Genomic DNA, 24,123 nt, shown 5'->3' on the forward strand with positions numbered 1-24,123 from the left:
TTCCGTCATGAGCAACGCCCCTGCCGTCCAGGCATTCTTTGACCCCGCCACCAACACCGTCTCCTACCTCGTCTGGGACGAGGCGACGCGGGCGGCGGCGGTGATCGACCCCGTGCTGGACTGGAACAACGCGGCGGGGGAGGCGGACACGCACTCCGCCGACGCCATGCTGGAGGCGGCGGCGAAGAAGGGCCTGCGCCTGGAATGGGTGCTGGAGACCCACGCCCATGCCGACCACCTGACCGCCGCGCCCTACATCAAGCAGAAGACCGGCGCGCCCGTGGGAATCGGGGCGCGGATCACGGAGGTGCAGGCCATCTTCCGCCCGGTCTTCGATGCGCGGGACCTGCGCCCGGGCGGCGGCGACTTCGACCGGCTTTTCGCGGATGGCGAGACCTTCCCCCTGGGCGGGATCGCGGTGGAGGTGCTGCACGTGCCCGGCCATACGCCGGCGGACGTGGCCTACCGGATCGGCGACGCCGTCTTCGTCGGCGACACGCTGTTCATGCCGGATGCAGGCACGGCGCGGGCGGACTTCCCGGGCGGCGACGCGCGGCAGCTCTACCGCTCCATCGGGCGCATCCTGGCCCTGCCGCCGGAGACCCGCGTCTTCATCTGCCACGACTACAAGGCCCCGGGCCGCGACAGCTTCGCCTGGGAGACCACGGTGGCGGAGCAGCGCGCGCGCAACATCCATGTCGGCGAAGGGCGGGACGAGGAGGCCTTCGTGGCGCTCCGCACGAAGCGGGACGCGACCCTCTCCGCCCCCGCGCTTCTGCTGCCCTCCATCCAGGTGAACATCCGCGCGGGCCGCTTCCCGGCCGGGGAGGGGAGAGGCGTGACCTTCCTGCGCATCCCCGTGGCCGGGCGCGGCGTGGTCGCGCAGGAGGAGACGAAGCGATGACCGCACCCGCGCTGCAGGACTTGGCCGAGTGGGTGGCGGCGGCGGACGGCGCGGCGGGGGACGGGGTGGTGGAATCCGCCCTGGCCTGCTCCGCGCTGGACTGGGCGGGCGCGCTGATCGCGGGCACCGCGCATGACCTCTACCCGCGCTACATCGCCGCCTTCGCGGCAATGGCCGCGCCGGGCGCCGTGGGCTGCGCCGTGGCCGGCGATGTACGCGGCTGGGCGCCGGTGGAGGCCGCCGCCGCCAATGCCGCGATCAGCCATCTCTGGGAGTTCGACGACAGCCACCGCGCCGCGATGATGCATCCCGGCATCACCGTCTGGCCCGCCGTGGTCGCGCTGGCCCAGGCACGGCCGGGCGTGACGGTGGCGGATATGCGCGCCGCCGTGCTGGCGGGCTACGAGGCCGGGCTGCGCATCGGCGCGCATCTCGGCAAGGCGCATGCGGCGACGAACCACGTGACGGCCACCGCCGGCACCTTCGGCGCGGCCGCCGCCGCCGCGCGCCTGCTGCGGCTGGATGCCGCCGCCACCCTCTCCGCCTTCGGCCATACCGGCACCCAGGCCGCGGGTCTCTGGCAGTTCCTGGAGGACGGCGCGACGGAGGCGAAGGCGGTCCACCCCGCCGCCGCCGTCCGCAACGGCGTCACGGCCGCGATGCTGGCCGAGGCCGGCATTCCCGGTGCCGCACATGTGCTGGAGGGCAGGCGAGGGATGCTGGCGGCCTGGAAGCTGACGCCGGAGCCCGGCGCATCCCTGGCGCCGGAAGGGCCGCCAATGATCCTGACCGCCACTATCAAGGGCTGGCCCGTCTGCGGCCAGATGCACAGCCTGCTGGACGCCACGCAAGACCTGGTGCGGAAAGCAGGGCTGCGGGCGGAGGAGATCGCCACCGTGAGGGCGGAAGCCCCCCAGGCCCTGCTGGACGTGGCCGGCCTCCGCCGCCCCGCGAACACGGGCGACGCGAAGTTCTCCACGAGCTTCTGCCTGGCCCTGATGCTCTCCGGCGGCGACCTCTCCTTCACCGGCTTCGATGGCCGTGCCGTGCGGGACGAGGCGGTGCAGGCCCTGGCGGACCGGATCGAGGTGCAGGCCATCCCGGAATTCTCCGCCCGCTACCCGAGGGAGCGCCCGGCCCGCATCACCGTGACGACGGGGAATGGCCGCGCGCTGTCGGAGGAGCGGAGCTTTCGCCGCGGCGACCCCGAGGCGCCCTGGGAGTGGGAGCCCCTGGTGGAGCGCTTCCAGGGCATTGCCGGCCTCGCCATGCGCAACCCGGCGGCGCGGGAGGCGGTGGTGGCGTGGTGCCGCGCCTTCGGGGCCGCGGACCCGGCGCTGGACCGGGGCGCCGCCCCCTTCTTCCGTGCCGGGACAGCGCCGGAGCGCGCGGCATGAACGAGATCCGTCCCCCAGCCCGTGCCCTTCCCGCGGACCTGGCCGACCGGCTGCGCGCCGCGCTGCCCGAAGGCACCGTGCTGACGGAAGCCACCGACCGCGAGGCCTATCTGCTGGAGGAGCGAAGCCTCTACCGCGGCCAGGCCCCGATCGTGCTGCGGCCGCGCTCCACCGGGGAGGTGGCGGCCGCCGTCCGCGTCTGCGCGGAGGCGGGCGCGCCGATCGTGCCCCAGGGCGGCAATACCGGCCTTGTCGGCGGCACCGTCACCGCCGCGCACGAGGTGCTTCTCTCCCTCGGCCGGATGAACGGGATCGAGGAGGTCGATCCGCTGAACTTCACCATGACCGTGGGGGCCGGCTGCATCCTCGCCGACATCCAGCAGGCGGCGGAGCGCGCCGGCCGCCTTTTTCCCCTTTCCCTCGGCGCCCAGGGCAGCGCGCAGATCGGCGGCAACCTCGCCAGCAATGCCGGCGGCATCAACGTGCTGCGCTACGGCAACGCCCGCGACCTCGTCCTCGGCCTGGAAGTGGTGCTGGCCGATGGCCGCGTCTGGAACGGCCTGCGCGCCCTGCACAAGGACAACACGGGCTACGCGCTGAAGCACCTCTTCGTGGGCAGCGAGGGCACGCTGGGGATCATCACCCGCGCCGTGCTGAAGCTCTTCCCGCGCCTGACCGACCGGGTGGTGGCCTTCTGCGCGCTGCGAGACCCCGCCGACGCGCTGACCCTCCTCTCCCTGGCCCGCGACCGCGCCGGGGAGGCGGTGACGGCCTTCGAGCTGATGTCGGAACTGACGGTGGAAATCGTGCAGCGCCACGCCGGCGGCCAGGACCCGATGCGGGAGCGCCATCCCTGGTACGCCCTCATCGAGCTCGCCGGCTCCGGCCATGACGGCACGCTGCGCCCCGTGCTGGAGGGCATCCTGGAGGAGGCCTTCGAGCGCGGCACCCTCGCCGACGCCGTGCTGGCCGAGAGCAGCGCCCAGTACGCCGCCCTCTGGCGCCTGCGCGAGGGCATCCCCGAGGCGCAGAAGAAGGAGGGCGGCAGCATCAAGCACGACGTCTCCGTGCCCGTCTCCCGCATCCCCGCTTTCCTGCGCCGCGCGGGCGAGGCGGCCGCGGAAGCCCTGCCCGGCGTGCGGGTCTGCGCCTTCGGCCATCTCGGCGACGGCAACATCCACTACAACCTCACCCAGCCCATGGGCATGGAGAAGGCGGCGTTCCTGGCGCAGTGGGAACGGATGAACGCGATCGTCCACGATATCGTGGTGGAACTCGGCGGCTCCATCTCCGCCGAGCACGGCATCGGACTGCTGAAGGCTGGCGAACTGCGCCGCTACAAGGACCCGGTGGAGATGGACCTGATGCACCGGTTGCGCGACGCGCTGGACCCGGGGCGGCTGCTGAATCCCGGGAAGATGCTGGGGTGAGAAGGCTGGTTGGACCTAGAGGTCCAACCCTGGACCTGCATCGGGCTACCGCGGCGCCGTTCCGACGCGGAGTTTCCGCTCAACGGGCCTGAGCCCGCCCTTTCAGTCGTCTCGGGTCATAGACCCGAGGCGCACCGTCAGCCGAGCAAGCTCAAAGCCTAGAAAAAGATGATGGTGAGGGGTCTGAGGGGAGGAAGAATTCCTTCTTCCTCCCCCCCGGGACAGACCGCCACCACAAGGCCAGCACGCCGCCCTTAGAAACCGCCCGCCTCGATCGTCGGCAGCCCCGGAACCGGCGCCGACATCGCGAGCAGCTTCCCGTCCGGCCGCCCCGCGCGTTCCCCGGGCGGCAGGTCCTTGTTGGCGGAGGTAACGAAGATCGTGCCGAGGTCGTCGCTCCCAAAGGCGGGCATGGTGGGCCAGCGCACGGGCAGGTCCACACGACGTTCCAGCTTGCCGGCGGGGTCGAAGCGCAGCAGGCAGCCGCCGCCGTAGATCGCGGACCAGTAGAAGCCGTCACGGTCCACCGAGGCGCCGTCCGGCCCCTCGCCTTCCTCCACCCGGGCGAAGAGGCGGGGGTTCGATATGTCCCCGGTGGCGGGGTCGTAGTCATAGGCGCGGATCACGCGGGCGGGGGTATCGGCGTGGTACATGGTCCGCCCGTCCGGGCTCCAGGCCAGGCCGTTGCTGGTGGCCACGGGATCGGTCAGGGCGGTCCAGCCGCCACCCGTGTAGCGCCAGAGGGGGGCGGCCTTCGGAGCATCGGACATCTCGCCGGGCCCTAGGGGCTCGTACATGGCGCCGACCAGGAAACGGCCGGCGGGGTCGCAGCGGCCGTCGTTCAGCACGAAGCGGCGGGCGTCGCAGGGGGCGGGGGCGAGGAAGTCCAGCGCGCCGGTCGAGAGGTCCAGGTGGTGCAGGCCCGTGCGGAGGGGCAGAAGGGCGCCGCGCGGGGTTGGGGCGCAGGCGCCGATCCAGGCGGGCATGGCCCAGCGCTCGTCCTGGCCCGTGGCGGGATCGAAGCGGTGCAGCGCGGGCTCGCGCGAATCGATCCAGAGCAGGCGGCGGGTGCGGGCGCACCAGGCCGGGCTTTCCCCGTTCAGGGCGCCGTCCACGGGCAGGATGGTGACATCGGGCATGGCGGGGGAACGCCATGGCCCGCCGGGGGATGCGCGGTCAGGTACCGCGGGGGCTGCCGAGGCAGGCCAGCGCGTCCCGCAGGGAACGGGCCTCGCAGGCGCCGTTGCTCTCCTCCCGCAGGGCCGCCAACACGGCGCTGTCGCGGTCCGCGCCCCAGACGCCGGCGACCAGCAGGGCCTCGGGGAAGCGCCGGCGCAGGCGGCGGACGGCGTAGCGCGTGCTGGCCGCGCCGCTGCCGCCATCGAGGGCGGAGAGCACCACGGCGCGCACGCCCTGCGGCGGCGGCTCGGCATGCCGCAGCGTCTCGGTGGAGAGGGCCTGCACGCCGTAGCCGGCCAGTGCCAGCACCTGGGCGAGCATGGCGGTGGCCTGCCCGTCCAGCCGGCCGCGCCCGGCCACGCAGAGCACGCTGCCCGGCGAATCCCAGCCGGGCGGGGCGGGGGGCAGCGGGGCCGCGGCGGCGTCGTCGCGGTCCACGGGGCCGTCCGTAACCAGGGCGGTGGGCTCGGGATCCTCGTGCTCCGAGAGATCGTCCAGCAGCCCGTCCACCCGGGCCCGCAGCACGTCAAGCCGCGCCTTGTCCAGCGCGCCACGGGTGGCGTCCCCCTGGGCGAGGGTGAGGCCGGGCAGCGCCACCGTGTCGTAGTAGCCGTGCAGCGGCAGGGTGCGGAGCTGCAGTTCCGCCTGCTCCGCCAGCCCGTCCCCGTCCCCGGCCAGCGCCCGCTGGTAGAAGGCCTCGGGCGGGGCAAGGGCGGCGCGGTCACCCAGCAGCACGTCCAGGAACTCCAGCCGGTCCACATGGCGGCCCATCACCACCAGCCCGACCGTCAGCGGCGTGGCCAGCAGCAGCCCCACCGGACCCCAGAGCCAGGCCCAGAAGGCGGTGGCGAGCAGCACCGCGACGGGGGAGAGGCCGGTGGAATGGCCATAGACCAGCGGCTCGAACACCTGCCCCATCACGGGCTCCAGCACGCCGAAGAGAACGACGACCCAGATCAGCATCGTCCAGCCGGGATCGACGGCAACGGCCAGCAGCACAGGGAAGGCGGCCGCGATGAAGCCGCCGATGAAGGGCACGAAGCGCATCATCCCCGCGATCACGCCCCAGAGCAGCGGGTTGGGGATGCCGATGGCCCAGAGGCCGACGGAGATCATCACGCCGAAGCCGGCGTTTAGCGCCGTCTGCGCCAGGAAGTAGCGGGAGAGGCGGGAGGCGGCCTCGTTCAGCGCCGCCGTGGTGCGCTGCAGGTCGCGCGAGCCCATCAGCTTGATGAGCCGGTCCCGCAGGTCCTCCCGGTAGAGCAGCAGGAAGACGACGAAGACGATCACGATGCCCGTGGTGGCCACGGGGCCCAGCAGGGGCCCGACCACGCGCTGCATCACCGTGAGGATGCCCGGCGTCGGCTCCCGCACCTCCACGGGCAGGGGCGGCAGGCCGGACTGCGGCGTGGCGGCGGGGGAGGAAGGGGCCTCCTCCGGCCGCGGCGCCAGGTTGCGGCCGAGGTCCTGCATCATGTCGGTGATGCGGCCGATCAGCCCGTGGTCGCCCATCAGCCCGTTCAGCTTCTGCACCACGGTGGCCTGGTAGAAGGGCAGCTCGTTCGCGAGGTCCGCCAACTGCCGGCCCATGAGGATGCCGATGCCGGAGATGACGCCCACCGCCAGCAGAACTCCCAGCAGCTCCGCCGCCACCCTGGGTACGCGGAACTTGCGGAAGGCCCTGACGACCGGGGCCAGCACGAAGGCCAGCAGCACGGCGAGCGCCAGCGGCACCAGCAGCTCCCGCGTGAAGTAGAGCACGGCGACCAGGGCGATCCCGGCATAGAGCATGCCCGGCCCTGCCTCGGGCGCCCCGGCAGCGGCCACCCCGTTGGAGAGGCTGGAGGCGGAGAGAGTGGCGGGCCGCGGCGGGGCCGGGCGGGTGGCGGGCTCGGACATCGTCTCCCTGCGGGAACTTACCCCAGGGGAACGCGGCCCGCCGCACTTCGTCACATAGGATACCGGCATACGGCGGGTGCTGGCCGGATCGCGCCCCCGGCCCTATCTATCGGGCCTGGTTCTCCCTGGACGTACAGGCCCGATGCGCGACCCTGAATACACCAACTACGCCCCCAACCGGGTCCCCGGCATGACGCCGGAGGAGGTGATCACCGTCACCGCCCGCAACGTTCCCTGCGACGGGGGCGGCGGCACGCTGGGCCATCCGCGGGTGTGGCTGCACATCGAGGGGGAGGAGATCACCTGCCCCTACTGCTCCCGCACCTATCACCTCGCGCCCGGCGCGGGGGATGACGGCCACCACTGAGGGCCGGCCGGGCCGAGGCCCGGCCTTTTCTCCACTGTAGCAGGGCGGCCGCTGGGCAACCGGCGCCGCCGATCCGGGGCATGGCATGGCAGAGCGCGAGAACGCGGACGAGGCGGCGGACAAGGCCCCCGTGCCCGACCCCGTGACGGACGAGGTGAACACGGAGCGCCACCTGATCCTGGTGGACGGCTCCGGCTACATCTTTCGCGCCTTCCACGCCCTGCCGCCGATGACCAACCCGGCGGGGGTGCCTGTGAACGCCGTATTCGGCTTCACGCAGATGCTGGCGAACTTCCTCTCCAAGCACGCGGGCAGCCACATCGCGGTGGTCTTCGACGCCTCCCGCGCCACCTTCCGCAACCAGATCTACGATCAGTACAAGGCCCAGCGCCCGGAAGCGCCGGAGGAGCTAAAGCCCCAGTTCGGCCTGATCCGGGAGGCGACGGACGCCTTCTGCGTCGCCCGCGTGGAGCTGGACGGCTACGAGGCCGACGACCTGATCGCGGCCTACGCGACGAAGTTCGCGGCCGAGGGCGGGCAGGTGACGATCGTCTCATCCGACAAGGACCTGATGCAGCTGGTCGGCGGCGGCATCCGCATGCTGGACCCCATCAAGAACAAGCCGATCCACGCGGCCGAGGTGATGGAGAAATTCGGCGTGATGCCGGACAAGGTGGTGGAGGTGCAGGCCCTGGCCGGCGATTCCACGGACAACGTGCCGGGCGTGCCGGGCATCGGCATCAAGACCGCCGCCGGGCTGATCGAGCAGTACGGCGACGTGGAGACGCTCCTCTCCCGCCTCTCCGAGATCAAGCAGCCCAAGCGCCGCCAGGCGCTGGAGGAGAACGCGGAGCTGGCCCGCATCTCCCGCCGTCTGGTGGAGCTGGACCGCAACGCCCCGCTGCCCTGCCCGATCGAGGAACTGGCCACCCGCGCGCCGGAGACGGGGCGGATGCTGGCCTTCCTGAAGCTGCACGGCTTCCGCAGCGTGCAGCACCGCCTGGGCCTGGATGCCAGCGGCGACCTGCCGAAATCCCGCCCCGCCGGCCCCGCCCCGGCCCCCGTCGCCCTCTCCCTGCCCGCGGAGGGCGCGGGTTTCGGCCCCTATGAGACCATCACCACGATCGACGCCCTGCGCGACTTCGCCGATGCCGCGCGCGCGGCCGGGGTGATGGCGCTGGACACGGAGACGACGAGCCTCGACGCGCTCAACGCTTCCCTCGTCGGCGTCTGCATGGCGCATGCCCCGGGGAAGGCCGCCTACCTGCCGCTGCGGCACGAGGGCGGGGATATGCTGACCCCCGCGCCGGAACAGGTGCCCTTCGACCTGGCGATGGCGGTGCTGCGCCCCCTGCTGGCCGATCCCGCCGTGCTGAAGGTGCTGCACAACGCGAAATACGACCTGGAGGTGCTGGGCCGCGACGTGAACGGGGGCCTGGAGGTGGCGCCCGTGGACGACACCATGCTCATCTCCTACAGCCTCGACGCCGGGCGCCATGGGCACGGCATGGACGAGCTGTCGCGCCGCCACCTCTCCCACCAGCCCATCACCTATGACGAGGTCACCGGCACAGGCCGCGGGCGCAAGCCCTTCGCGCTCGTACCGCTGGACGAGGCGACCCGCTACGCCGCCGAGGACGCGGACGTGACGCTGCGCCTGTGGCACGCGCTGCGTCCGAAGCTGCGCGAGGAGAAGGCGCTGGCCCTCTATGAGAACGTGGAGCGCCGCATGATCACGGTGCTGCGCGACATGGAGGTGGCGGGCGTGAAGGTGGACGGCCCCGCCCTGAAGCAGACCGGCGCCGAGTTCATCGAGCGCATGGCGGCGCTGGAGAAGGAGATCCACGAGATCGCCGGCGAGGCTTTCGCGGTGGGATCGCCGAAGCAGCTCGGCGACATCCTCTTCGGCAAGCTGGGGATGCAGGGCGGCAAGAAGGGCAAGTCCGGCGCCTATTCCACCGATGCCGCGACGCTGGAGGAGCTGGCCGCCAGCACCGGCCACCCCCTGCCGCGCAAGGTGCTGGACTGGCGCCAGCTCTCGAAGCTGAACTCCACCTATGTGGAGGGGCTGCAGGCCCAGCTCGCGGCGGATGGCCGCGTGCACACCGACTTCTCCATGGCGATCACCAGCACCGGCCGCCTGTCATCGACCGAGCCGAACCTGCAGAACATCCCCATCCGCACGGAGGAGGGCGCGCGCATCCGCCGCGCCTTCGTGGCGGAGCACGGGCACAGGCTGCTGGCCGCCGACTACTCCCAGATCGAGCTGCGGCTGCTGGCCCATGTCGCGCAGGTGCCCTCCCTGCTGGAGGCCTTCGCCACCGGCCAGGACATCCACGCCCGCACGGCGTCGGACATCTACAAGATCCCGCTGGACAAGGTGGACCGCGAGGCGCGGCGCCGCGCCAAGACCATCAACTTCGGCATCATCTACGGCATGTCCGCCTTCGGCCTCGCCGGCCGCCTCGGCATCGGCGCGGCGGAGGCGCGCGGGATCATCGACGCCTATTTCGCCCAGTATCCCGGCATCCGCGACGCCATGGAGCGTTTCAAGGAGGATGCCCGCACCAACGGCTACGTCCAGACGCCCTTCGGCCGGAAGCTCTGGATCCCGGAGATCGCCTCCAAGAACCAGGGCCTGCGCGGCAATGCCGAGCGCGCGGCGATCAACGCCCCCTTCCAGGGCGGCGCCGCCGAGATCATCAAGCGCGCCATGGTGCGTCTGCCCGCCGTGCTGAAGGCGGAGGGCCTCGCCGCCCGCATGCTGCTGCAGGTCCATGACGAGCTGCTCTTCGAGGTGCCGGAGGCGGAGGTGGAGGCGACGACGCCCGTGGTGAAGAGCGTGATGGAAGGCGTCGCCGCCCTTTCCGTGCCGCTGGCGGTGGAGGTCGGCACGGGGCATTCCTGGGCGGAGGCGCACTAGGCCGGGCCGCCCGGTGCGGCCTAGCCCTCCTCGGGCTTCGGCCGCGCCTCGACACGGATCTGCGGCATCAGGCCGCCGTCCACGACCTGGGCCACCCCGATCTGAACGTCGAGCCCGAGATGGACCGCGTCCTCGATGGCCTGGATCAAGGCCTCCGCGGTCGCGCGCACGATGAGGGCCAGGGCCTGAGCCGATACGTCATCGCCGGTCATGTCGCCTGGCTCAGACATGCGTATCTGAATAGCGGCCACAGCCAGCGGTTCGGGATGGCGTTACCGGTTCTGTCTGACTTCACCCGGCCTCCTGCAAGCCTGACGCTAGAAAGGTCGGCCGATATCGTCCCGCCTCGAACCTCTGACAGATCAGGCAGTGCTTGGCTCGGACAGACGGGTGTGCGGCGGCTCGGGCAGGTTCGCTTCCGCCTGACACATCAGCGTAACCCCGGCCGCCATCCCAGAATCAGGGTCGCCCAATCGCGATGGAGCAGCGCCGACAGGCCAGAGGCAGCGGCGAACAATCCGGCGGAAGCGTACATGTCCCGACCGAGCAGGGACTGGATCGGATGGAAGAGGCGCCGGAGCGGATCCAGGATCCTTCCAACGGCACTCATGACGGCGCCCCCATGATCATCGAATTTCTGCCGATTGTTGGCGAGGCACAACCCGCCACTCTTGCGCTTATTCCGGCCGCGTTGGCAGAGAATGTGGAGTGGGGGCCTAAAGAAACGACAGGCCTCGCCCGGGCGCCGAAGAGATCGACGCCATGCTCCTTGCCGGCCTGCCAACCGCCTGCGGCGGCCTGCATCGGTCGCGACAACCTGGGTTGGTCGTTGGCAGGCGCGGCTGCGATCGGTCAACCCGCGCTCGGCGGCACCTCGGCACCGCGGCAAACCGGAGCCTTCCATGTCCGACGCTCTTGCGCCGGCTGCCGTTCCCGTCATGCCTCCTGGCCTGCCGGGCATCGGGCAGCTCGTCGCCGTCGATCGTCATCCAGATCCCGCCGGGGAACTGGGATATGTTCCCGTGGTCCGGAGGTCAGTGCCTCGCCATCGGAACCGGCGCCGCCATCGCAGGCGGCAGTCCAGGGGCCGCCGGTGCCGCCGCAGCGCCCATTGCTCCGCCGGCTCCAGCAGCCAGTCCAGCCTGTCCCGCGAGAGGTCCCAGATGATGGCCTCGACGGCCTCGCGCGGCACCGCAGCCACGCCGCCGGCGTCCAGGAAGGCCTCCACCCCGGCGCTGAGACGCCCGTTCTCGTCGGCGCCGCGGCCGCCCGCCTCTCGATAGGCCCGCCCCACCGCCTCACGCAGGGCGGCGGACGAGCGGGAGGGCCAGCGGATCATGCCAGGACAGGCTCCTCCAGCGCGCGGCCGAACGCCGCGCTGATCTCGCGCAGGCAGACCACGGCGTTCTCGGCCTTGCGGCGCTCGGCCTTCGCTGTCGCCTCCACCTCGTCCACGGCCTCGGCGGCCTGCTCCGTCGCCTCCGCGAAGCCGTCGCGCAGATCCTCCAGCCAGGTCTGCACCTGCTCGGCGTCGCCATCGCGGCGCATGCCGGCGACGATGTTCTCCACCTCCAGCACGCAGCGGGCCGGTGTGGGCTCCTTCTGCATCAGGCGGGTGATGCGGGTCGCGACCTCCTGCTGAAGGGAGGAACGGGCGGGGGATTGGGCCATGGGTGAATCCTCGGTTGGGAGCCGGGGAGAGGTCGCCGGGGGAGAAGGAACTTAGCGTTTACCCCCTATTTGTTCTAGTGATCCGTTGCGTGGGTCTGGCGGGCGGCGGCCGTCAGGCCGGGCCTGACCTAAAGGGGGGGATTAGAACTTCTCTCGCACCGGATCAGGAACACCGACCGGCCGGCGATTTCCCCCACCTCCACCGCGCCCAACTCCGGTCCTTCCGCCGCCAGGCGAGGGGCCACGCCGGCCGCGCGCAGGAAGGCCAGGGCGCGGTCCGCGCGGACCGCGAAGTTGACGTTCTGCGGGGGCATGCGCCCTTGTTGCCGCAGGACGGCCGTGCTGACGCCCACCAGACGCCCGCGCATGTCCAGCAGCGGGCCGCCGGAATTGCCGGGCTGCAGGGGCGCGCTGATCTGGATCTGGTTGGGGTTGTCGCGGATGCCGGCCAGCCCGTTCACCTCGCCGCGCGTCAGCTTGGCATCGGAGGAGAGGAGGTCGTTGAGGGGAAAGCCGTAGGCCACCACCCCCTCGCCGCGCCGCGGCAACTCCTCCCGGAAGCCCAGGGGTGGGCCGGGGATGCCCGGCACGCGCAGCACGGCCAGGTCCAGGTCCCGGTTGGACTGAACGGGGGGCACGGCCTCGTAGCGGAAGCCGCTGGGGGCGCGCAGCATGATCCGGGCGCAGCCATCCACCACGTGCTGGTTCGTCATCACCCGTTCCGGCGCGACGAGAAAGCCGGTGCCAGTGAGGACCGCCTCCTTGCCCCCCGTCCTCTCGGCCCGTCCACGCCCGCGGCCAGGAGCCGGCAGCGCCGGGGCGGCGGCCTGCACGGAGGCCGCCTCGAAGCTCACCAGGGGCTGGGCGCAGACATCGTGGCCGCGCGCCACCGCCTCCCGCCCATCGGCCAGCGTCAGCCGCACGTCCAGGCGGCAGGAGGAATCGGCCCGGCGGCGGAACCCTTTCTCCGCCCCGTCCGCCACGGGCTCGCGCAGGCGATTCCGGCCGCGTGCCCCCGTGACGTCCGCCTCCGTCGCGACGAGCGCCACGGCCTGCTGCCCCGTGCGGTTCACGATGCGCCATGCACTGCCCCGCTCCGCCGCCTGGGCGGGAGCAAGGGTGGGCGTGGCGAGAAGGGGCAGGAGGAGGAGCAGGCGGCGCATCACGGCAGTGTGAGGCCGCCGCCAGCCCTGTGAAAAGGGGCCCTACCGCTCGCAGCGGATGAACATCGTCGCCCGCTCCGCGATCTCGCCCACATCGGCCGCGCTGCGATCCGCGCCGTTGCTGCGCGCCGCGGCGGGGGTGACGCCGGCGGCGCGCAGGAAGGCGGCCGCCCGTTCCCCCCGCACGGCGAAGTTGATGTTCTGCGCGATGTCGCCCGTGCGCCCCGCCACCGCCTGCGCGTTCAGCTTGGAGACGACGACGCCCACCACGTTGCCCTGCATGTCCAGCAACGGCCCGCCGGAATTGCCGGGCTGCACCGGGGCGCTGATCTGGATCTGGTCCTGATTGTCCCGCAGCCCCGCCAGCCCGTTGATCTCGCCGCGCGTCAGCTTGGCGTCGGAGGAGAGCAGGCCGGTCAGCGGGTAGCCGAAGGCCACCACCCCCTCGCCGCGCCGCAGCGGCGGGTCCTGTCGGAAGGAGAGCACGGGGCCGGTGAGGCCCGGCACGGCCAGCAGGGCGAGGTCGAGGTTGGCATCCGTGCGCGCGGGCGGCACGGCGGCGTGGTTGCGGCCATCCGGCCCGCGCACCAGCACGCGGTCGCAGCCATCCACCACGTGCCGGTTGGTCAGCACCCGCTCCCCGGCCACGAGGAAGCCCGTGCCCGTGGCCGCGCGCACGCCGGGGCGCGGGATGGCCTGGGGCGAGGGTGGCGTCTCCGGCGAAGGGGGGCGGGCGGCGCTGCCCGCAGCGACCACGGTGGAGGCATCCAGCGCGATCTCCCGCTGCGTGCAGATCTCCTGGTCGCGCTTCACCGCCTCCCGCCCATCCGCCAGCACCAGGCGGATGTCGAAGCGGCAACCGGCCTGGGGGTTAGGGCGCAGGCGGTAGGTGGCGCCATCCGCCAGCGGCCGGGGCAGCAGGTTGCCCGCCCAGTCCGGCCGCCCGGCGCGCACGGCGTTCAGCGTCCGCGCCTCCTGCCCCGTGCGGTTGACCACGCGGAATCCTTCCTCCGCCTGGGTGGCGGTGGGCGGGGCGCCCTGGGCTGCGCCTTGGGCCCGCACGGCGGGAGAGGAGGGTAGGAACAGTGCCAGGGCGAGGGCCGAGGCGAGGGGGAGGGTGCGCATGATCCCCGGGATGTGAGCGGCGCCCCATCCCGCGTCAATCCACCACCTCCTGCGTGTCCGGCCCGGCTTGCGGCCGGAACGAGGGCGCGGTAACAAACTAAACCACTGAAATTATTAAACAATTACTGCATAGATCATGACATGAACACCTCTTCATGTCTTGGCGTGACAGAACGGAGCCCTGCATGACCCGTCGCCCCGCCTGCCCGTCGCCGGGACGCCTGCTGCGCAGCGCCTTGCTCCTGCTGGGCCTCGCAGCCCCTGCCGCCGCCCAACAGGGCGGCTCCCCCGGCAGCGGGGAGGGCGAGATGGCGATCTTCCCGGGCATCGCGCGCGAACTGAGGGCGCTGCAGGAGGATGGCTGGCTGATCCACGGCCAGGCGACCTTCGTCCTGCAGGGCCATCCGCGCTTCCGCTCCCCCTACCAGGGCCCGGGCAGCCTGAAGCCGGAAGCCTCGGCCGCCAATACTTTCTCCTCCGACCTCATCATAGGCCGCCGCCTCTGGCACGGGGCGGAGGCGGTGGTGGACGTTTCCGTCACCCGCGGCTTCGGCCTTTCCAACTCCACCGGCATCGCGGCCTTCCCCAACAACGAGGCCTTCCGCCTCGGCTCCTCCGAGCCGACGATCTTCGTCCCCCGCGCCTTCTTCCGGCAGACGATCGGCCTCTCCGCCGACACGGTGGAGGGCGAGGACGACCCGCTGCGCTTCGATGGCGCCCTGCCGCGGGAGCGGCTGACCCTCACCATCGGCAAGATGTCGGTCTGGGACATCTTCGACCGTAACAGCTACTCCCACGATGCCCGCACCCAGTTCCTGAACTGGGCCCTCGTCGGCTCGGGCGCCGTGGACTACGCCGCCGACGCGCGCGGCTGGACCATCGGCGCCGCGGCGGAGTGGGAGGACGGCACCTGGGGCCTGCGCGCCGGCGCCTTCCAGGTCTCGCGCCGGGTGAACGGCCTCTTCCTCGATCCCTCCATCACCCGCGCCTGGCAGGTGCTGGGCGAGGTGGATCGCTTCACCCGCATCGGCGACCGCCCCGGCGCCGTGCGCGTCATCGCCGGCCTCTCCCGCACCCGCCAGTCCAGCTGGGGCGAGCTGCTCGACCCCGTCTCCCCCGTGGACTTCGAGCTGAACCCGCGCGCCTACCGCACCAAGGCCATGCTGGCCCTGAACCTGGAGCAGGAGATCGCCGACGACCTCGGCGCCTTCGCCCGCCTGTCCTGGAACGACGGCCGCACGCAGAACTGGATGTTCACGGAGATGGACCGCGCCGTCTCCGGCGGCCTCTCCCTCAAGGGCGGCCGCTGGGGCCGGAAGGAGGACACGGTGGGCCTCGGCACCAATATCGGCTGGGCCTCCGCCGGCCGGCGCCAGTATCTCTCCTCCGGCGGCATCGGCTTCATCACCGGCGACGGCGCCCTGCGCGGCGGGCCGGAATACGCGATCGAGGCCTTCTACGACGCGGCCGTCGCCCCGGGCGTGAATCTTGCCCTCGACGTGCAGCAGGTCTTCAACCCCGCCTATAACCGGGACCGGGGACCGGTGACGCTCTTCGCGCTGCGGGCGCGGGTGGCTTTCTAGGGATCCGGCAAGGCTTGGCGCCGGGGCCACTTGCTGAGACCCTGGCGCAAGCTTTCCCGAGGCCCTGATGAGCGTCGTCGCCGCCTACCTCTACCAGAACGGAAGCCGGGTGCGGCCCGTCGCCATCGACGAGCCGACGCCCTGCATCGGCGACCGCTCGGAATTCGTCTGGATTGGCCTGCTCGACCCGACCGAGCAGGAGCTGCTGGTGCTGCAGGACAAGTACGGCCTGCATCCCCTCGCGGTCGAGGACGCCTTCAAGGCCCACCAGCTTCCCAAGGTGGACGTCTATGGCGACCAGCTCTTCGTCGTTGTCCGCACGGCCCATCTCGAGCAGGACAGCATCCGCTACGGCGAGACCGCGGTCTTCGTCGGCAAGCACCACATCATCAGCGTCCGGCACGGCTCGGCCCGCGCCCACAAGGAACTGCGCCGCCAGCTGGAGGCCTCCCCGGCCCTGCTGTCCCAGGGCGTGGACTACGTGCTCCACGGGGTGCTGGACTTCGTCGTGGACGGCTACCTGCCGATCGTTGAGGCGATCGAGGAGGAAGTGCTCGCGATGGAGCAGCAGGCGCTGAACACCTCCCTCGCGCGCGACCAGGTGGCACGGATCTTCCGGCTCCGGCGCGAGATGCTTCGCTTCCAGCGCATCCTGGGCCCGATGAGCGAGGTCTGCAGCAAGCTCGCCCGGCTCGACATGCCCTGCGTCGACGTCGAGGCACGGCCCTACTTCAGCGACGTCCTGGACCATGTCCGGCGCGTCCAGGCCATGGTGGACGGGCTGCGGGAAGTCCTCACCTCGGTCTTCGAGGTCAGCGCGCTGCTGGAGCAGCAGCGCCAGGGCGAGATCACGCGGCAGCTGGCGGCCTGGGCCGCGATCCTGGCCGTTCCCACGGCCATCGCGGGCATCTACGGCATGAACTTCGAGAACATGCCGGAGCTGAAGACGACCTATGGCTACTTCGTCGTCCTCTCGGTCATCGCCGTTCTCTGCGTAACGCTCTACCTCCGCTTCCGGCGGGCGAAGTGGCTCTAGCTGCGCTCTCTCCGGGGTGGGGCGTCAGTCGTCGAAGGCCTTCAGGAAGACGTCGAGCGAGCCCGAGGCCCCCGGCTTGAGCGCCAGGTGAAGCCCGGGCGCCTCCGCGAAGCTCCAGTGCACGCCCGGGTCGATCTCCGCGCCGATGCGAAGGGTCCGGACATCCAGGCGGGCGAGCACGGCGGCGGCGGTCTCGCTGCCGGCCACCATCAGCCGCCCCAGCCCGGCGGCGGCCAGCCCCGCGGCCGTCTCGGCCAGCGCGGCCTCCACCAGCGGGCCGGCGGCCGGGCCGAGGCGGGCCCGGAGGGCGGCGACCCGGTCCGGCGGGGCGGAGGCGGCGATAAGGAGGGGCCATTCGGGCGGCTGCTCCGCCGCCCAGTCCAGGGCCTGGCGCGCCAGGGCGGCGGCGTCGGGCGTGGCGAGCGGGTCCAGTTCCAGCGTCGGCATGCGGTCCCGCGCGAAGCCGATCTGGGCGAAGGTGGCGCGGGTGAGGGCGCCGGCGAGCACGGCGGCGCGCCCCTGCGGGGGCGGCACCCATGGCGTCACCGAGGGACGAGGCGGCGCATCCCCGCGCAGGATGGCGGCGAGGCCGGGCGCGATGCCCGTGCTGCCGAGGACCAGCGCCTGGCCGGCGGTCGCGGCGGCGATCGCCAGGAGATGCGCTTCCGTGAAAGCGTCGAGCACGGCGTAGCGGCGGCCGGATTCCTTCAGCCCCGTCAGGGCGCGGCGGATCGCGGCGGCGCCGGCTTCCACGACGGTGACCGGGACAAGGGCCACGGCGCCGTCCGTCTGGGCGCCGAGCAGGCGGGGCAGGCTGGCGTCGCGCATCGGCGTCAGCGGATGGCGCTCCATCCCGCTCTCGCTCAGCAGCGACGCGCCGACGAAGAGATGGCCCTGGTAGACGGTGCGTCCCGCCGCGGGGAAGGCCGGGCAGACCGGCGCGAAGCCGGTGCCGAGGCGGCGGACCAGCGCGTCCGCCACCGGGCCGATATTGCCGGCCGGCGTGGAATCGAAGGTGGCGGCGTGGTGGAACAGGATCTGCCGGCTGGCCGCCCCCTGCAGGGCCTCGCAGGCGGCGAGAGCCCCGGCCACCGCCGCTGCGGCCGGGCCGGTGCGGATCTCCAGCGCGACGACGGCGGCCTCGGCCTCGGGCAGCGCTGCCTCCGGCGGGCCGATCACCTGCACGGTGTCCATCCCGGCCTTGGCAAGCGCGCCGGCCACTTCCGTGGCGCCGGCGATGCTGTCGGCGATGCAGCCGAGCAATGGCATGGGGGCTCCTTGGGATGGTGGCGCGGTCCGGGGCGGCTGCCCCTCCCATCTCCCTCTAGAGCAGATTGCCGCGGGGCGGCATGGCCCGGGAGCATGGGGCTGCTCCCGGGTTAAGGGGCCTTGCCTTGCCCGGTCAGTGCCGGATCAGCGAGAGCACGATCTCCACGGCGATGAGCAGCAGGATGGCGATCTCCAGCAGCTCGGCACGGCCCCCGGCCGCTTCGCCGTGCAGGGCCGTGTAGGTCTGGCGGATGATCTCCAGCTTGCGGTCCACCGCGGCGCTCACCTGGGGAACGCGGAACAGGCCCATGGCCGCAGCATAGACGCGCGCGAGGTACACATCCTCCGTCACCTGCAGGGCGTTGTCCACGCGCTCCGCCAGTTCCGTCACCTCCGCAACCAGCGTGTGCAGCTGCCGGGCCAGGCGCGCGTAGCGGCGGGAGGCGAGGAGGTTGGTGCGGCTGCGCGCCGCCTCCACCAGGGCCCGCATGCGCGGCAGCTCGTCGTCCAGCATCTCGTCGTAGCTGCGCAGCTCCAGCAGCTGGGCATTGGCCATCTCCAGCACGTCGGCCACGTCCGTCTCGCGCCTTGGCTCCAGGATGAAGGCGCGGTCCCAGGTGATCACCGCCAGGTCGTCCGGGTGGTAGGAGAAGCGCTGCGCCAGCAGGTCGCGCCGCGCGCCCTCCGACAGCGGCCTCTCCTCGCCGGACAGCAGCGGCACGAGGTCCACACGCTGCTGCAGCGTCTCCGCGGTGATCGGCTCGCCGAAGGCGTTCACCACGGCGATGAGGTAGTCCTCCTGCAGCGGCGTCGCGGTCGGGCGGTCCAGCGCCTCGCCGAGCACGTCGCGCAGCCGGGCCAGCAGCCCGTCCCATACCTCCGTGCCGGCGGCGGGGCCGACCGCTCCGTCCGTCCGGTTCACCAGCGCCGTGAAGGCCGACCAGGAGAGGTCCTGCGCCGGCAGGTGAAGCGCGATGGCGGCGATGCCGAAGTCATAGAGCCGCACGCTGGCCTCGGCCTGGACCGTGCTGGCGCCGAGAGCGACCGGCACGGGCCCGAGTGCGAGGGCGAGCGGCGGCACGCCGAAGGACACGGCCTTGGAGGGCGTGCCGGCCAGCCGGGCGCGCGCGGTGGCGCCGGCGGTCCGCTGCGCCCAGAGCTCCTCGGCGCGCCGCAGGTCGATCTCGTAGGCGAGGTCGAAGAGCCGGAGGGCCGAGACATGCCCCGACCGGACCACCAGTCCCTGCTCCTCCAAGCCGCCGCCTCCCGCACCGATCCCGGAAATCCTCTTGCACGTTTGCACGCTTGCACGCCAGCAGTGCGGGCCATAGCCTCCGCCTGACATCGAAACTTCACCGGCAGAGCCCCGGCATGCAAGGACATCAGGACATGCAGGGTCCGACCAGGCGCGGTACCGCGAAGCCCACCGCCCAGCCCGCGGCCCGGCGGCCCGCCGCCACCAAGGCGGGCGGCCCCAAGGCCAGGAAGCCCGCCGAGGAGACCGCGAAGCCGGTGCCCCGCAAGGCCGCGAAGCCCGCGATCCTGAAGCCGGCCACCGCCGCGGTCCCGCCGCCCGAGGAGGTGGCTGCCGTCACGGCGTCGGCGAGCCCATCCGCGGCCCCCGAGAAGGCGAAGGCGCCAAAGCCGCCCAAGGAGCGGACCGAGCCGCTGAACTTCCGCGTCACCCCGGAGTTCCGCCGCGCCTTCAAGCGGGCGGCCGCGGCGCAGGACTGCAAGAAGGTGGAGCTGCTGGAGCGCATCTTCGGGGAATGGAGCGCGCGCAACCCCGCCCCCCCGACGCCGGCCTGAACCCGGCCCGGGGGGGCGGCTATCCGCCCACCGGCTCGAAGCCCGGCCCGTCATGCCCTCTTCACGCAGCGCCGGCGGCGCATAGGCTAGAGCCGGTGAATGACGAAACGCCAGGAGAGGGGGCCCGCGCGGCCGTGGCGCCCCGGCCGCCGGTGAGGCCCGGCTGCAAGAAATCGCGGCGCGGCCGGGCGGCCGGCGCCGCGCTCGGCATCCTGCTCGCCCTGCTGCCGGCGGGTCGGGCCGCCGCCCAGCGCGCCAACAGCGTCTATGGCACGGGCGCGCCCATCTACCAGGACAACCTGGATGCCGCGGTCGGCGGCCTGACCTCCGCGCTGGACGCGCTGGAGCAGGCCGGCTGGCTCCTGCGCGGCAGCCTGACCTCCGTGGTCCAGGTCAGCCCGGGCTTCCACGCCCGCATCAACGGCCCGAACAGCTTCCGCCCCGGCCCCGCCACGGCCGATACGGAGGAGCTGGACCTCGTCCTCGGCCGCCGCCTCTGGAAGGGCGCGGAGCTGATCGTCATCCCCAGCCTGCTGCGGGGCCATGGCCTGTCCAACGCGCTGGGTGTCGCCCAGTACACGAACGGGCTCGCCGCGAGCCGCGACCGCGTGTGGGACGCCTATGTCAGCCACGCCTTCATCCGCCAGACGATCGACCTGTCCTACGACGCCTTCGGCGGAGACAGCGACCCGACCCGCTTCGCCGGACCTCTGGCGGCGGAGCGCATCACCCTCACCGCCGGCCGCGTCTCCGTCCTCGATTTCTTCGACACCAACCGCTACGCCGTCGACCCCGGCAGCCAGTTCCTGAACGGGGGCCTCTTCGCCTCCGCCGCGTTCCCCAGCGCTGCCGACCCGCGCGGCGGCACGAACGGCGTGGTGGCGGAGTACGAGAACCGGCGCTGGGCCCTGCGCCTCGGCGCCTTCCAGGTCTCCCGCGACATCGCGGCGGGCTCGCTCGACCCGCAGCCCCTGAAGCACCAGCAGGTGGTGGCGGAGGCGGACCGCTTCTGGTGGGCGGGCCAGCGCCCCGGCGCCGTCCGCCTCGTCGGCGGCCTCACGCGCTTCAGCACCCGGCGCTGGGACGAGCTGACCCGCGCCCTGCTGGACGAGGCGCCGGAACCCGCGGCGCGCGCGCGCAGCCAGCCCATGGCCGCGGCCAATGCGGAGCAGGCGGTGACGGATGCCGTCGGCATCTTCGCCCGCACCGCCTGGAACGGCGCGCAGGTCCGGAACTGGATGTTCACGGAAGCCGACTGGTCCGCCTCCGCCGGGCTGTCCATCGCCGGCAACGCCTGGGGGCGGTTCGACGACATGCTGGGGCTCGGCGCCGGCATCGCCGGCCTCTCGCCGGGCCACCGCCGCTACCTCGCCGCTGGCGGCACGGGCAGCGTCCTCGGCGACGGCGCGCTGCAATACCGGCCGGAGAAGGTGCTGGAAGCCTATTACGCCGTGCAGGTCGCCCCTGGCGCGGCCCTGACCGTCGATTACCAGCTCATCGCCGCGCCGGGCCACAACGCCGCGCGCGGGCCCGCCTCGGTCTTCAGCCTGAGGACGAACCTCTCCTTCTGAACGCCTCGGGACGCCCACGGCCTTGCCTCCGCGCGCGCCCGCTCGGCTGTTCGGGTCTCAGGGTGTGCGGGCGAAGCGGCGCTGGAGCGTCCGTGCGAGATGTCCGCCCGGGAAAAGGAACGCGCTCGGGCGCGCCGGCTCCTCGGGCGGAGGGCTGCCGGCCTTCCGCAAGGCCATTATGAACTCGGCCGCATCGGAGAAGCGCTGGTCGGGCGATTTCGCGAGGGCCCGCTGGATCACGGCGTCATAGGCGACCGGGACCGCGGCGAGGTGCCGCGAGGGCGGTTCGGGATCCCTGGTGAGGATGGCGTTCATCACGGCGGCGGCTTCGCCGCCGAAGGGCCGCGTCCCCGTCAGCATCTGGTAGAGCACGACGCCGACGGCCCAGAGATCGGCCCGGTGGTCCACCGCCTCGCCTCTCACCTGTTCCGGCGACATGGTGCTGAGCGTCCCGATCATCTCGCCGAAGACGGTCGCCTGGCTGTCCCCGAGGCGGGCGACGCCGAAATCGACCAGCCTTACGGCGCCGTGATCGTGATCGGTGGTTGCCGCCAGCAGGACATTCGCCGCCTTCACGTCGCGATGGACGATCCCGCGGCCATGGGCGAAGGCCAGGGCGTCCAGCAGCTCGATCGCGATGCGGGTTGCCTCCGGTGGCGAAACCGCCCCGTCGCGCCGCAGCACGGCCTGCAGGGTCTCTCCGATGACGAGCTCCATCACGATCCAGGCGGTGTCCGAGCCCTCGCCGAAGTCGTAGACGGGCACGATTCCCGGATGCGAGAGCCGGCCGACCGCGCGGGCCTCCCGGCGGAATCGCTCGTGCAGCTCCAGCGTTTCCGGCGCGTCGCCCTGCGGGATATCCATGACCTTCACCGCGACCAGGCGCCCCAGGGCCTGGTCGAAGGCTTCCAGGACGATGCCGAAGCTGCCCCGGCCGATCAGGTCGCGAAGCTCGTACCGGCCGGCCAGGACGAGCCGGTCCTCGCCGAACCTGAAATCGTTGGAGAGGATCCGCCGCAGCCCCGAAGGAATCGCGGTTCCCTCGTCCTGGCGAACTGCAGGGGTGGGGAGGGCAGCGGGGAGGATGGGCTCCGGCGAGCGGACGGGCGGACGCACCGTCGCGTCCTCCGCCTCCTCGGCTTCCACGGCGGCAATGGCCAGGGGCGGCGGCTCCGGCGGGGCGGGAACCCCTTCGGGCGGGGTGCCGGCGAGCATGGCCACGGCGCGCTGCCATTCCTGGAGCCCCGCGCTGGCGCAGGCCATGGCCTCGTCGCGAAAGGCGGCGACACGGTCGAGCGCCGACAGGTCTCCCGACATCATCAGCGTCACGCCGCGCGCCCTGCGGCGATTTGCATCGCCGGCATAGGACTCAGCGACGGCCAGGGCTGCCTCGGCCGCATCGGCCCCGTCCCGGGTCGCTGCCGCCGCGCCGGGATGCGGGGGCAATGCCGGAACCAGCGCGTCCCCGAGAAGGGAGACCAGGCACCCGCGAAGCTGGGCCATCCGCTCGACCAGCTCGTCCAGCCTGGCGATATCGGTCGCGTGGGGACCTTCGCGCGAGGCGTGGCGACCGGCTTCCAGTCGCTTCCCGATCGCGCGAAGCACCGCGGAAAGGGGCGGATCCCCGGATGTCATGACGGCCTGGCGCTCACCTGCGGCGAGGATATCGCCTCATCAGGGATTCGGTAACCGTCATTGTTGACGGTTCGTCTCTAACGGACATCAAACTCTTGCCGGCCTTGGCACCGCCCTGCGGCGGCCCGGCCGCGCCGTCCGGGGTGGCCCCTGCACCCCGGAACGGCACGGACGCCCCCCGCCTGCCCGGGGCAGGGCCGCCGGCGCCGGGGAACGCGCCCTCAGTAGGCCTCGGGCACGTAGAGCTCCGGCGGCAGGGTCCGCCGCTCGTAGTCCGGGTTGAACACGCGCTCCGGCAGCAGCACCGTCTCCCGCGGGATCTCCTCGTAGGGAATGAGGGAGAGGAGGTGCGCGATGCAGTTCAGCCGCGCCCGCTTCTTGTCGTTGCCCTCGACGATGTACCAGGGCGCCTCCTCGATGTTCGTGCGCTCGAACATCTCCTCCTTGGCGCGGGTGTACCTCTCCCAGCGGACGCGGGACTGCAGGTCCATGGGGGAGAGCTTCCACTGCTTGATGGGATCGTGGATCCGCATCATGAAGCGCAGCTGCTGCTCCTCGTCCGTGATGGAGAACCAGTATTTCACCACGAGGATGCCGGAGCGCACGAGCATGCGCTCGAAGTCCGGCACGTCGCGGAAGAAGTCCTCCACCTGCCCGTCATCGGCGAAGCCCATCACGCGCTCCACGCCCGCGCGGTTGTACCAGCTGCGGTCGAACAGCACGATCTCGCCGGCGGCCGGCAGGTGGGAGACGTAGCGCTGGAAGTACCACTGCGTCCGCTCGCGGTCCGATGGGGCGGGCAGGGCCACCACGCGGCAGGTGCGGGGGTTCACGCGCTGGGTGATGCGCTTGATCACGCCGCCCTTGCCGGCGCTGTCACGTCCCTCGAACAGGACGACGACCTTCAGCCCCTTGTGGACCACCCAGTCCTGCAGCTTCACCAGCTCGCCCTGCAGGCGCATCAGCTCGCGGAAATACAGGCCGCGATCGATCCCGCTCTTCTTCCGGTGCTGGTGCAGTTCCCGCAGCTCCGGCGGCAGGCGGGCATCGTCCACCTCCTGCTCCAGCTCCTCGTCGAAGTCGTCCTCAAGTTCCAGCTTGAGCCATGAGGAGTCGCTCTCTTCGGCCTGCATCCGCATCCCTCCGGGTCCGCGCCGTCTTC

General features: G+C 72.1%; 20 protein-coding genes. 9 read left to right on the forward strand and 11 right to left on the reverse strand.

From position 1 onward, the window contains the following. Window positions 1-7 precede the first annotated feature (7 nt). Genes J5Y10_RS13290 through J5Y10_RS13300 form a run of 3 tightly spaced genes read left to right on the forward strand, consistent with a single transcriptional unit; the run spans window position 8 to window position 3,731 of the window. On the forward strand, window positions 8-904 hold the full coding sequence (locus tag J5Y10_RS13290) for an MBL fold metallo-hydrolase (protein ID WP_209374282.1): 897 nt from the start codon (window positions 8-10) through the stop codon (window positions 902-904). Further along, window positions 901-2,301, forward strand: a complete 1,401-nt coding sequence (locus tag J5Y10_RS13295) for an MmgE/PrpD family protein (RefSeq protein ID WP_209374284.1) — start codon at window positions 901-903, stop codon at window positions 2,299-2,301. The genes J5Y10_RS13290 and J5Y10_RS13295 overlap by 4 nt, the downstream gene beginning before the upstream one ends. Beyond that, complete coding sequence (locus tag J5Y10_RS13300; RefSeq protein WP_209374286.1) at window positions 2,298-3,731, forward strand: FAD-binding oxidoreductase; 1,434 nt, start codon at window positions 2,298-2,300, stop codon at window positions 3,729-3,731. Before J5Y10_RS13295 ends, J5Y10_RS13300 begins: the two co-directional genes overlap by 4 nt. A 254-nt stretch (window positions 3,732-3,985) precedes the next feature. Here J5Y10_RS13300 and J5Y10_RS13305 read toward each other — a convergent pair whose 3' ends face one another. Further along, window positions 3,986-4,870 (reverse strand): SMP-30/gluconolactonase/LRE family protein, encoded by an 885-nt coding sequence (locus tag J5Y10_RS13305; RefSeq protein ID WP_209374288.1) that lies wholly within the window; start codon window positions 4,868-4,870, stop codon window positions 3,986-3,988. A gap of 37 nt (window positions 4,871-4,907) precedes the next feature. Next, a complete protein-coding gene (locus J5Y10_RS13310) occupies window positions 4,908-6,809 on the reverse strand; it encodes an AI-2E family transporter (RefSeq protein ID WP_209374290.1) in 1,902 nt (633 codons plus the stop codon). Window positions 6,810-6,951: 142 nt separating this feature from the next. Between J5Y10_RS13310 and J5Y10_RS13315 the strand changes: the two genes are divergently transcribed. Together J5Y10_RS13315 and polA are read left to right on the forward strand one after the other, a co-directional pair. Then, window positions 6,952-7,176, forward strand: coding sequence for a zinc-finger domain-containing protein (locus J5Y10_RS13315; RefSeq protein ID WP_209374292.1), 225 nt, complete (start codon window positions 6,952-6,954; stop codon window positions 7,174-7,176). A gap of 154 nt (window positions 7,177-7,330) precedes the next feature. Continuing rightward, complete coding sequence (polA, locus tag J5Y10_RS13320; protein ID WP_408901583.1) at window positions 7,331-10,099, forward strand: DNA polymerase I; 2,769 nt, start codon at window positions 7,331-7,333, stop codon at window positions 10,097-10,099. Between the two features lie 20 nt (window positions 10,100-10,119). Here the strand turns inward: polA and J5Y10_RS13325 are convergent, their stop codons facing one another. The 5 genes from J5Y10_RS13325 to J5Y10_RS13345 form a co-directional block, all read right to left on the reverse strand. Beyond that, window positions 10,120-10,311, reverse strand: coding sequence for a hypothetical protein (locus tag J5Y10_RS13325; protein WP_209374296.1), 192 nt, complete (start codon window positions 10,309-10,311; stop codon window positions 10,120-10,122). 773 nt (window positions 10,312-11,084) lie between these two features. Continuing rightward, a complete protein-coding gene (locus tag J5Y10_RS13330; RefSeq protein WP_209374298.1) occupies window positions 11,085-11,438 on the reverse strand; it encodes a hypothetical protein in 354 nt (117 codons plus the stop codon). Further along, window positions 11,435-11,770, reverse strand: coding sequence for a hypothetical protein (locus J5Y10_RS13335; RefSeq protein ID WP_209374300.1), 336 nt, complete (start codon window positions 11,768-11,770; stop codon window positions 11,435-11,437). The genes J5Y10_RS13330 and J5Y10_RS13335 overlap by 4 nt, the downstream gene beginning before the upstream one ends. A gap of 128 nt (window positions 11,771-11,898) precedes the next feature. Next, entirely contained in the window at window positions 11,899-12,933 is a 1,035-nt protein-coding gene (locus J5Y10_RS13340) for a S1C family serine protease (RefSeq protein ID WP_209374302.1), read from the reverse strand. A gap of 42 nt (window positions 12,934-12,975) precedes the next feature. Then, the gene (locus J5Y10_RS13345; RefSeq protein ID WP_209374304.1) at window positions 12,976-14,058 is read right to left on the reverse strand and encodes a S1C family serine protease; all 1,083 of its coding nucleotides are present in this window, start codon (window positions 14,056-14,058) and stop codon (window positions 12,976-12,978) included. 185 nt (window positions 14,059-14,243) lie between these two features. Here J5Y10_RS13345 and J5Y10_RS13350 point away from each other — a divergent pair, with 185 nt between their 5' ends. Next, the gene (locus J5Y10_RS13350) at window positions 14,244-15,641 is read left to right on the forward strand and encodes a carbohydrate porin (RefSeq protein ID WP_209374306.1); all 1,398 of its coding nucleotides are present in this window, start codon (window positions 14,244-14,246) and stop codon (window positions 15,639-15,641) included. Between the two features lie 67 nt (window positions 15,642-15,708). After that, on the forward strand, window positions 15,709-16,677 hold the full coding sequence (corA, locus tag J5Y10_RS13355; protein ID WP_209374307.1) for a magnesium/cobalt transporter CorA: 969 nt from the start codon (window positions 15,709-15,711) through the stop codon (window positions 16,675-16,677). Between the two features lie 24 nt (window positions 16,678-16,701). Here corA and otnK read toward each other — a convergent pair whose 3' ends face one another. Next, window positions 16,702-17,946 (reverse strand): 3-oxo-tetronate kinase, encoded by a 1,245-nt coding sequence (otnK, locus tag J5Y10_RS13360; protein WP_209374309.1) that lies wholly within the window; start codon window positions 17,944-17,946, stop codon window positions 16,702-16,704. A 133-nt stretch (window positions 17,947-18,079) separates the two neighbouring features. After that, complete coding sequence (locus J5Y10_RS13365; protein ID WP_209374311.1) at window positions 18,080-19,201, reverse strand: hypothetical protein; 1,122 nt, start codon at window positions 19,199-19,201, stop codon at window positions 18,080-18,082. A 134-nt stretch (window positions 19,202-19,335) separates the two neighbouring features. On the opposite strand from J5Y10_RS13365, the gene J5Y10_RS13370 reads away from it, so the two are divergent. Both J5Y10_RS13370 and J5Y10_RS13375 read left to right on the forward strand, forming a co-directional pair. Further along, window positions 19,336-19,755 carry a hypothetical protein gene (locus J5Y10_RS13370; RefSeq protein ID WP_209374313.1) on the forward strand — a complete coding sequence of 140 codons (420 nt, stop codon included), beginning with the start codon at window positions 19,336-19,338 and terminating at the stop codon, window positions 19,753-19,755. Window positions 19,756-19,850: 95 nt separating this feature from the next. Beyond that, complete coding sequence (locus tag J5Y10_RS13375) at window positions 19,851-21,326, forward strand: carbohydrate porin (protein ID WP_209374315.1); 1,476 nt, start codon at window positions 19,851-19,853, stop codon at window positions 21,324-21,326. Between the two features lie 57 nt (window positions 21,327-21,383). On the opposite strand, the gene J5Y10_RS13380 is transcribed toward J5Y10_RS13375, so the two are convergent. After that, window positions 21,384-22,931 carry a serine/threonine-protein kinase gene (locus J5Y10_RS13380; RefSeq protein ID WP_209374317.1) on the reverse strand — a complete coding sequence of 516 codons (1,548 nt, stop codon included), beginning with the start codon at window positions 22,929-22,931 and terminating at the stop codon, window positions 21,384-21,386. Window positions 22,932-23,182: 251 nt separating this feature from the next. Further along, entirely contained in the window at window positions 23,183-24,094 is a 912-nt protein-coding gene (gene ppk2, locus J5Y10_RS13385) for a polyphosphate kinase 2 (protein WP_245214671.1), read from the reverse strand. Between the last annotated feature and the right edge of the window lie 29 nt (window positions 24,095-24,123).

Source organism: Roseomonas indoligenes (assembly GCF_017813365.1).
Lineage (GTDB): Bacteria > Pseudomonadota > Alphaproteobacteria > Acetobacterales > Acetobacteraceae > Roseomonas > Roseomonas indoligenes.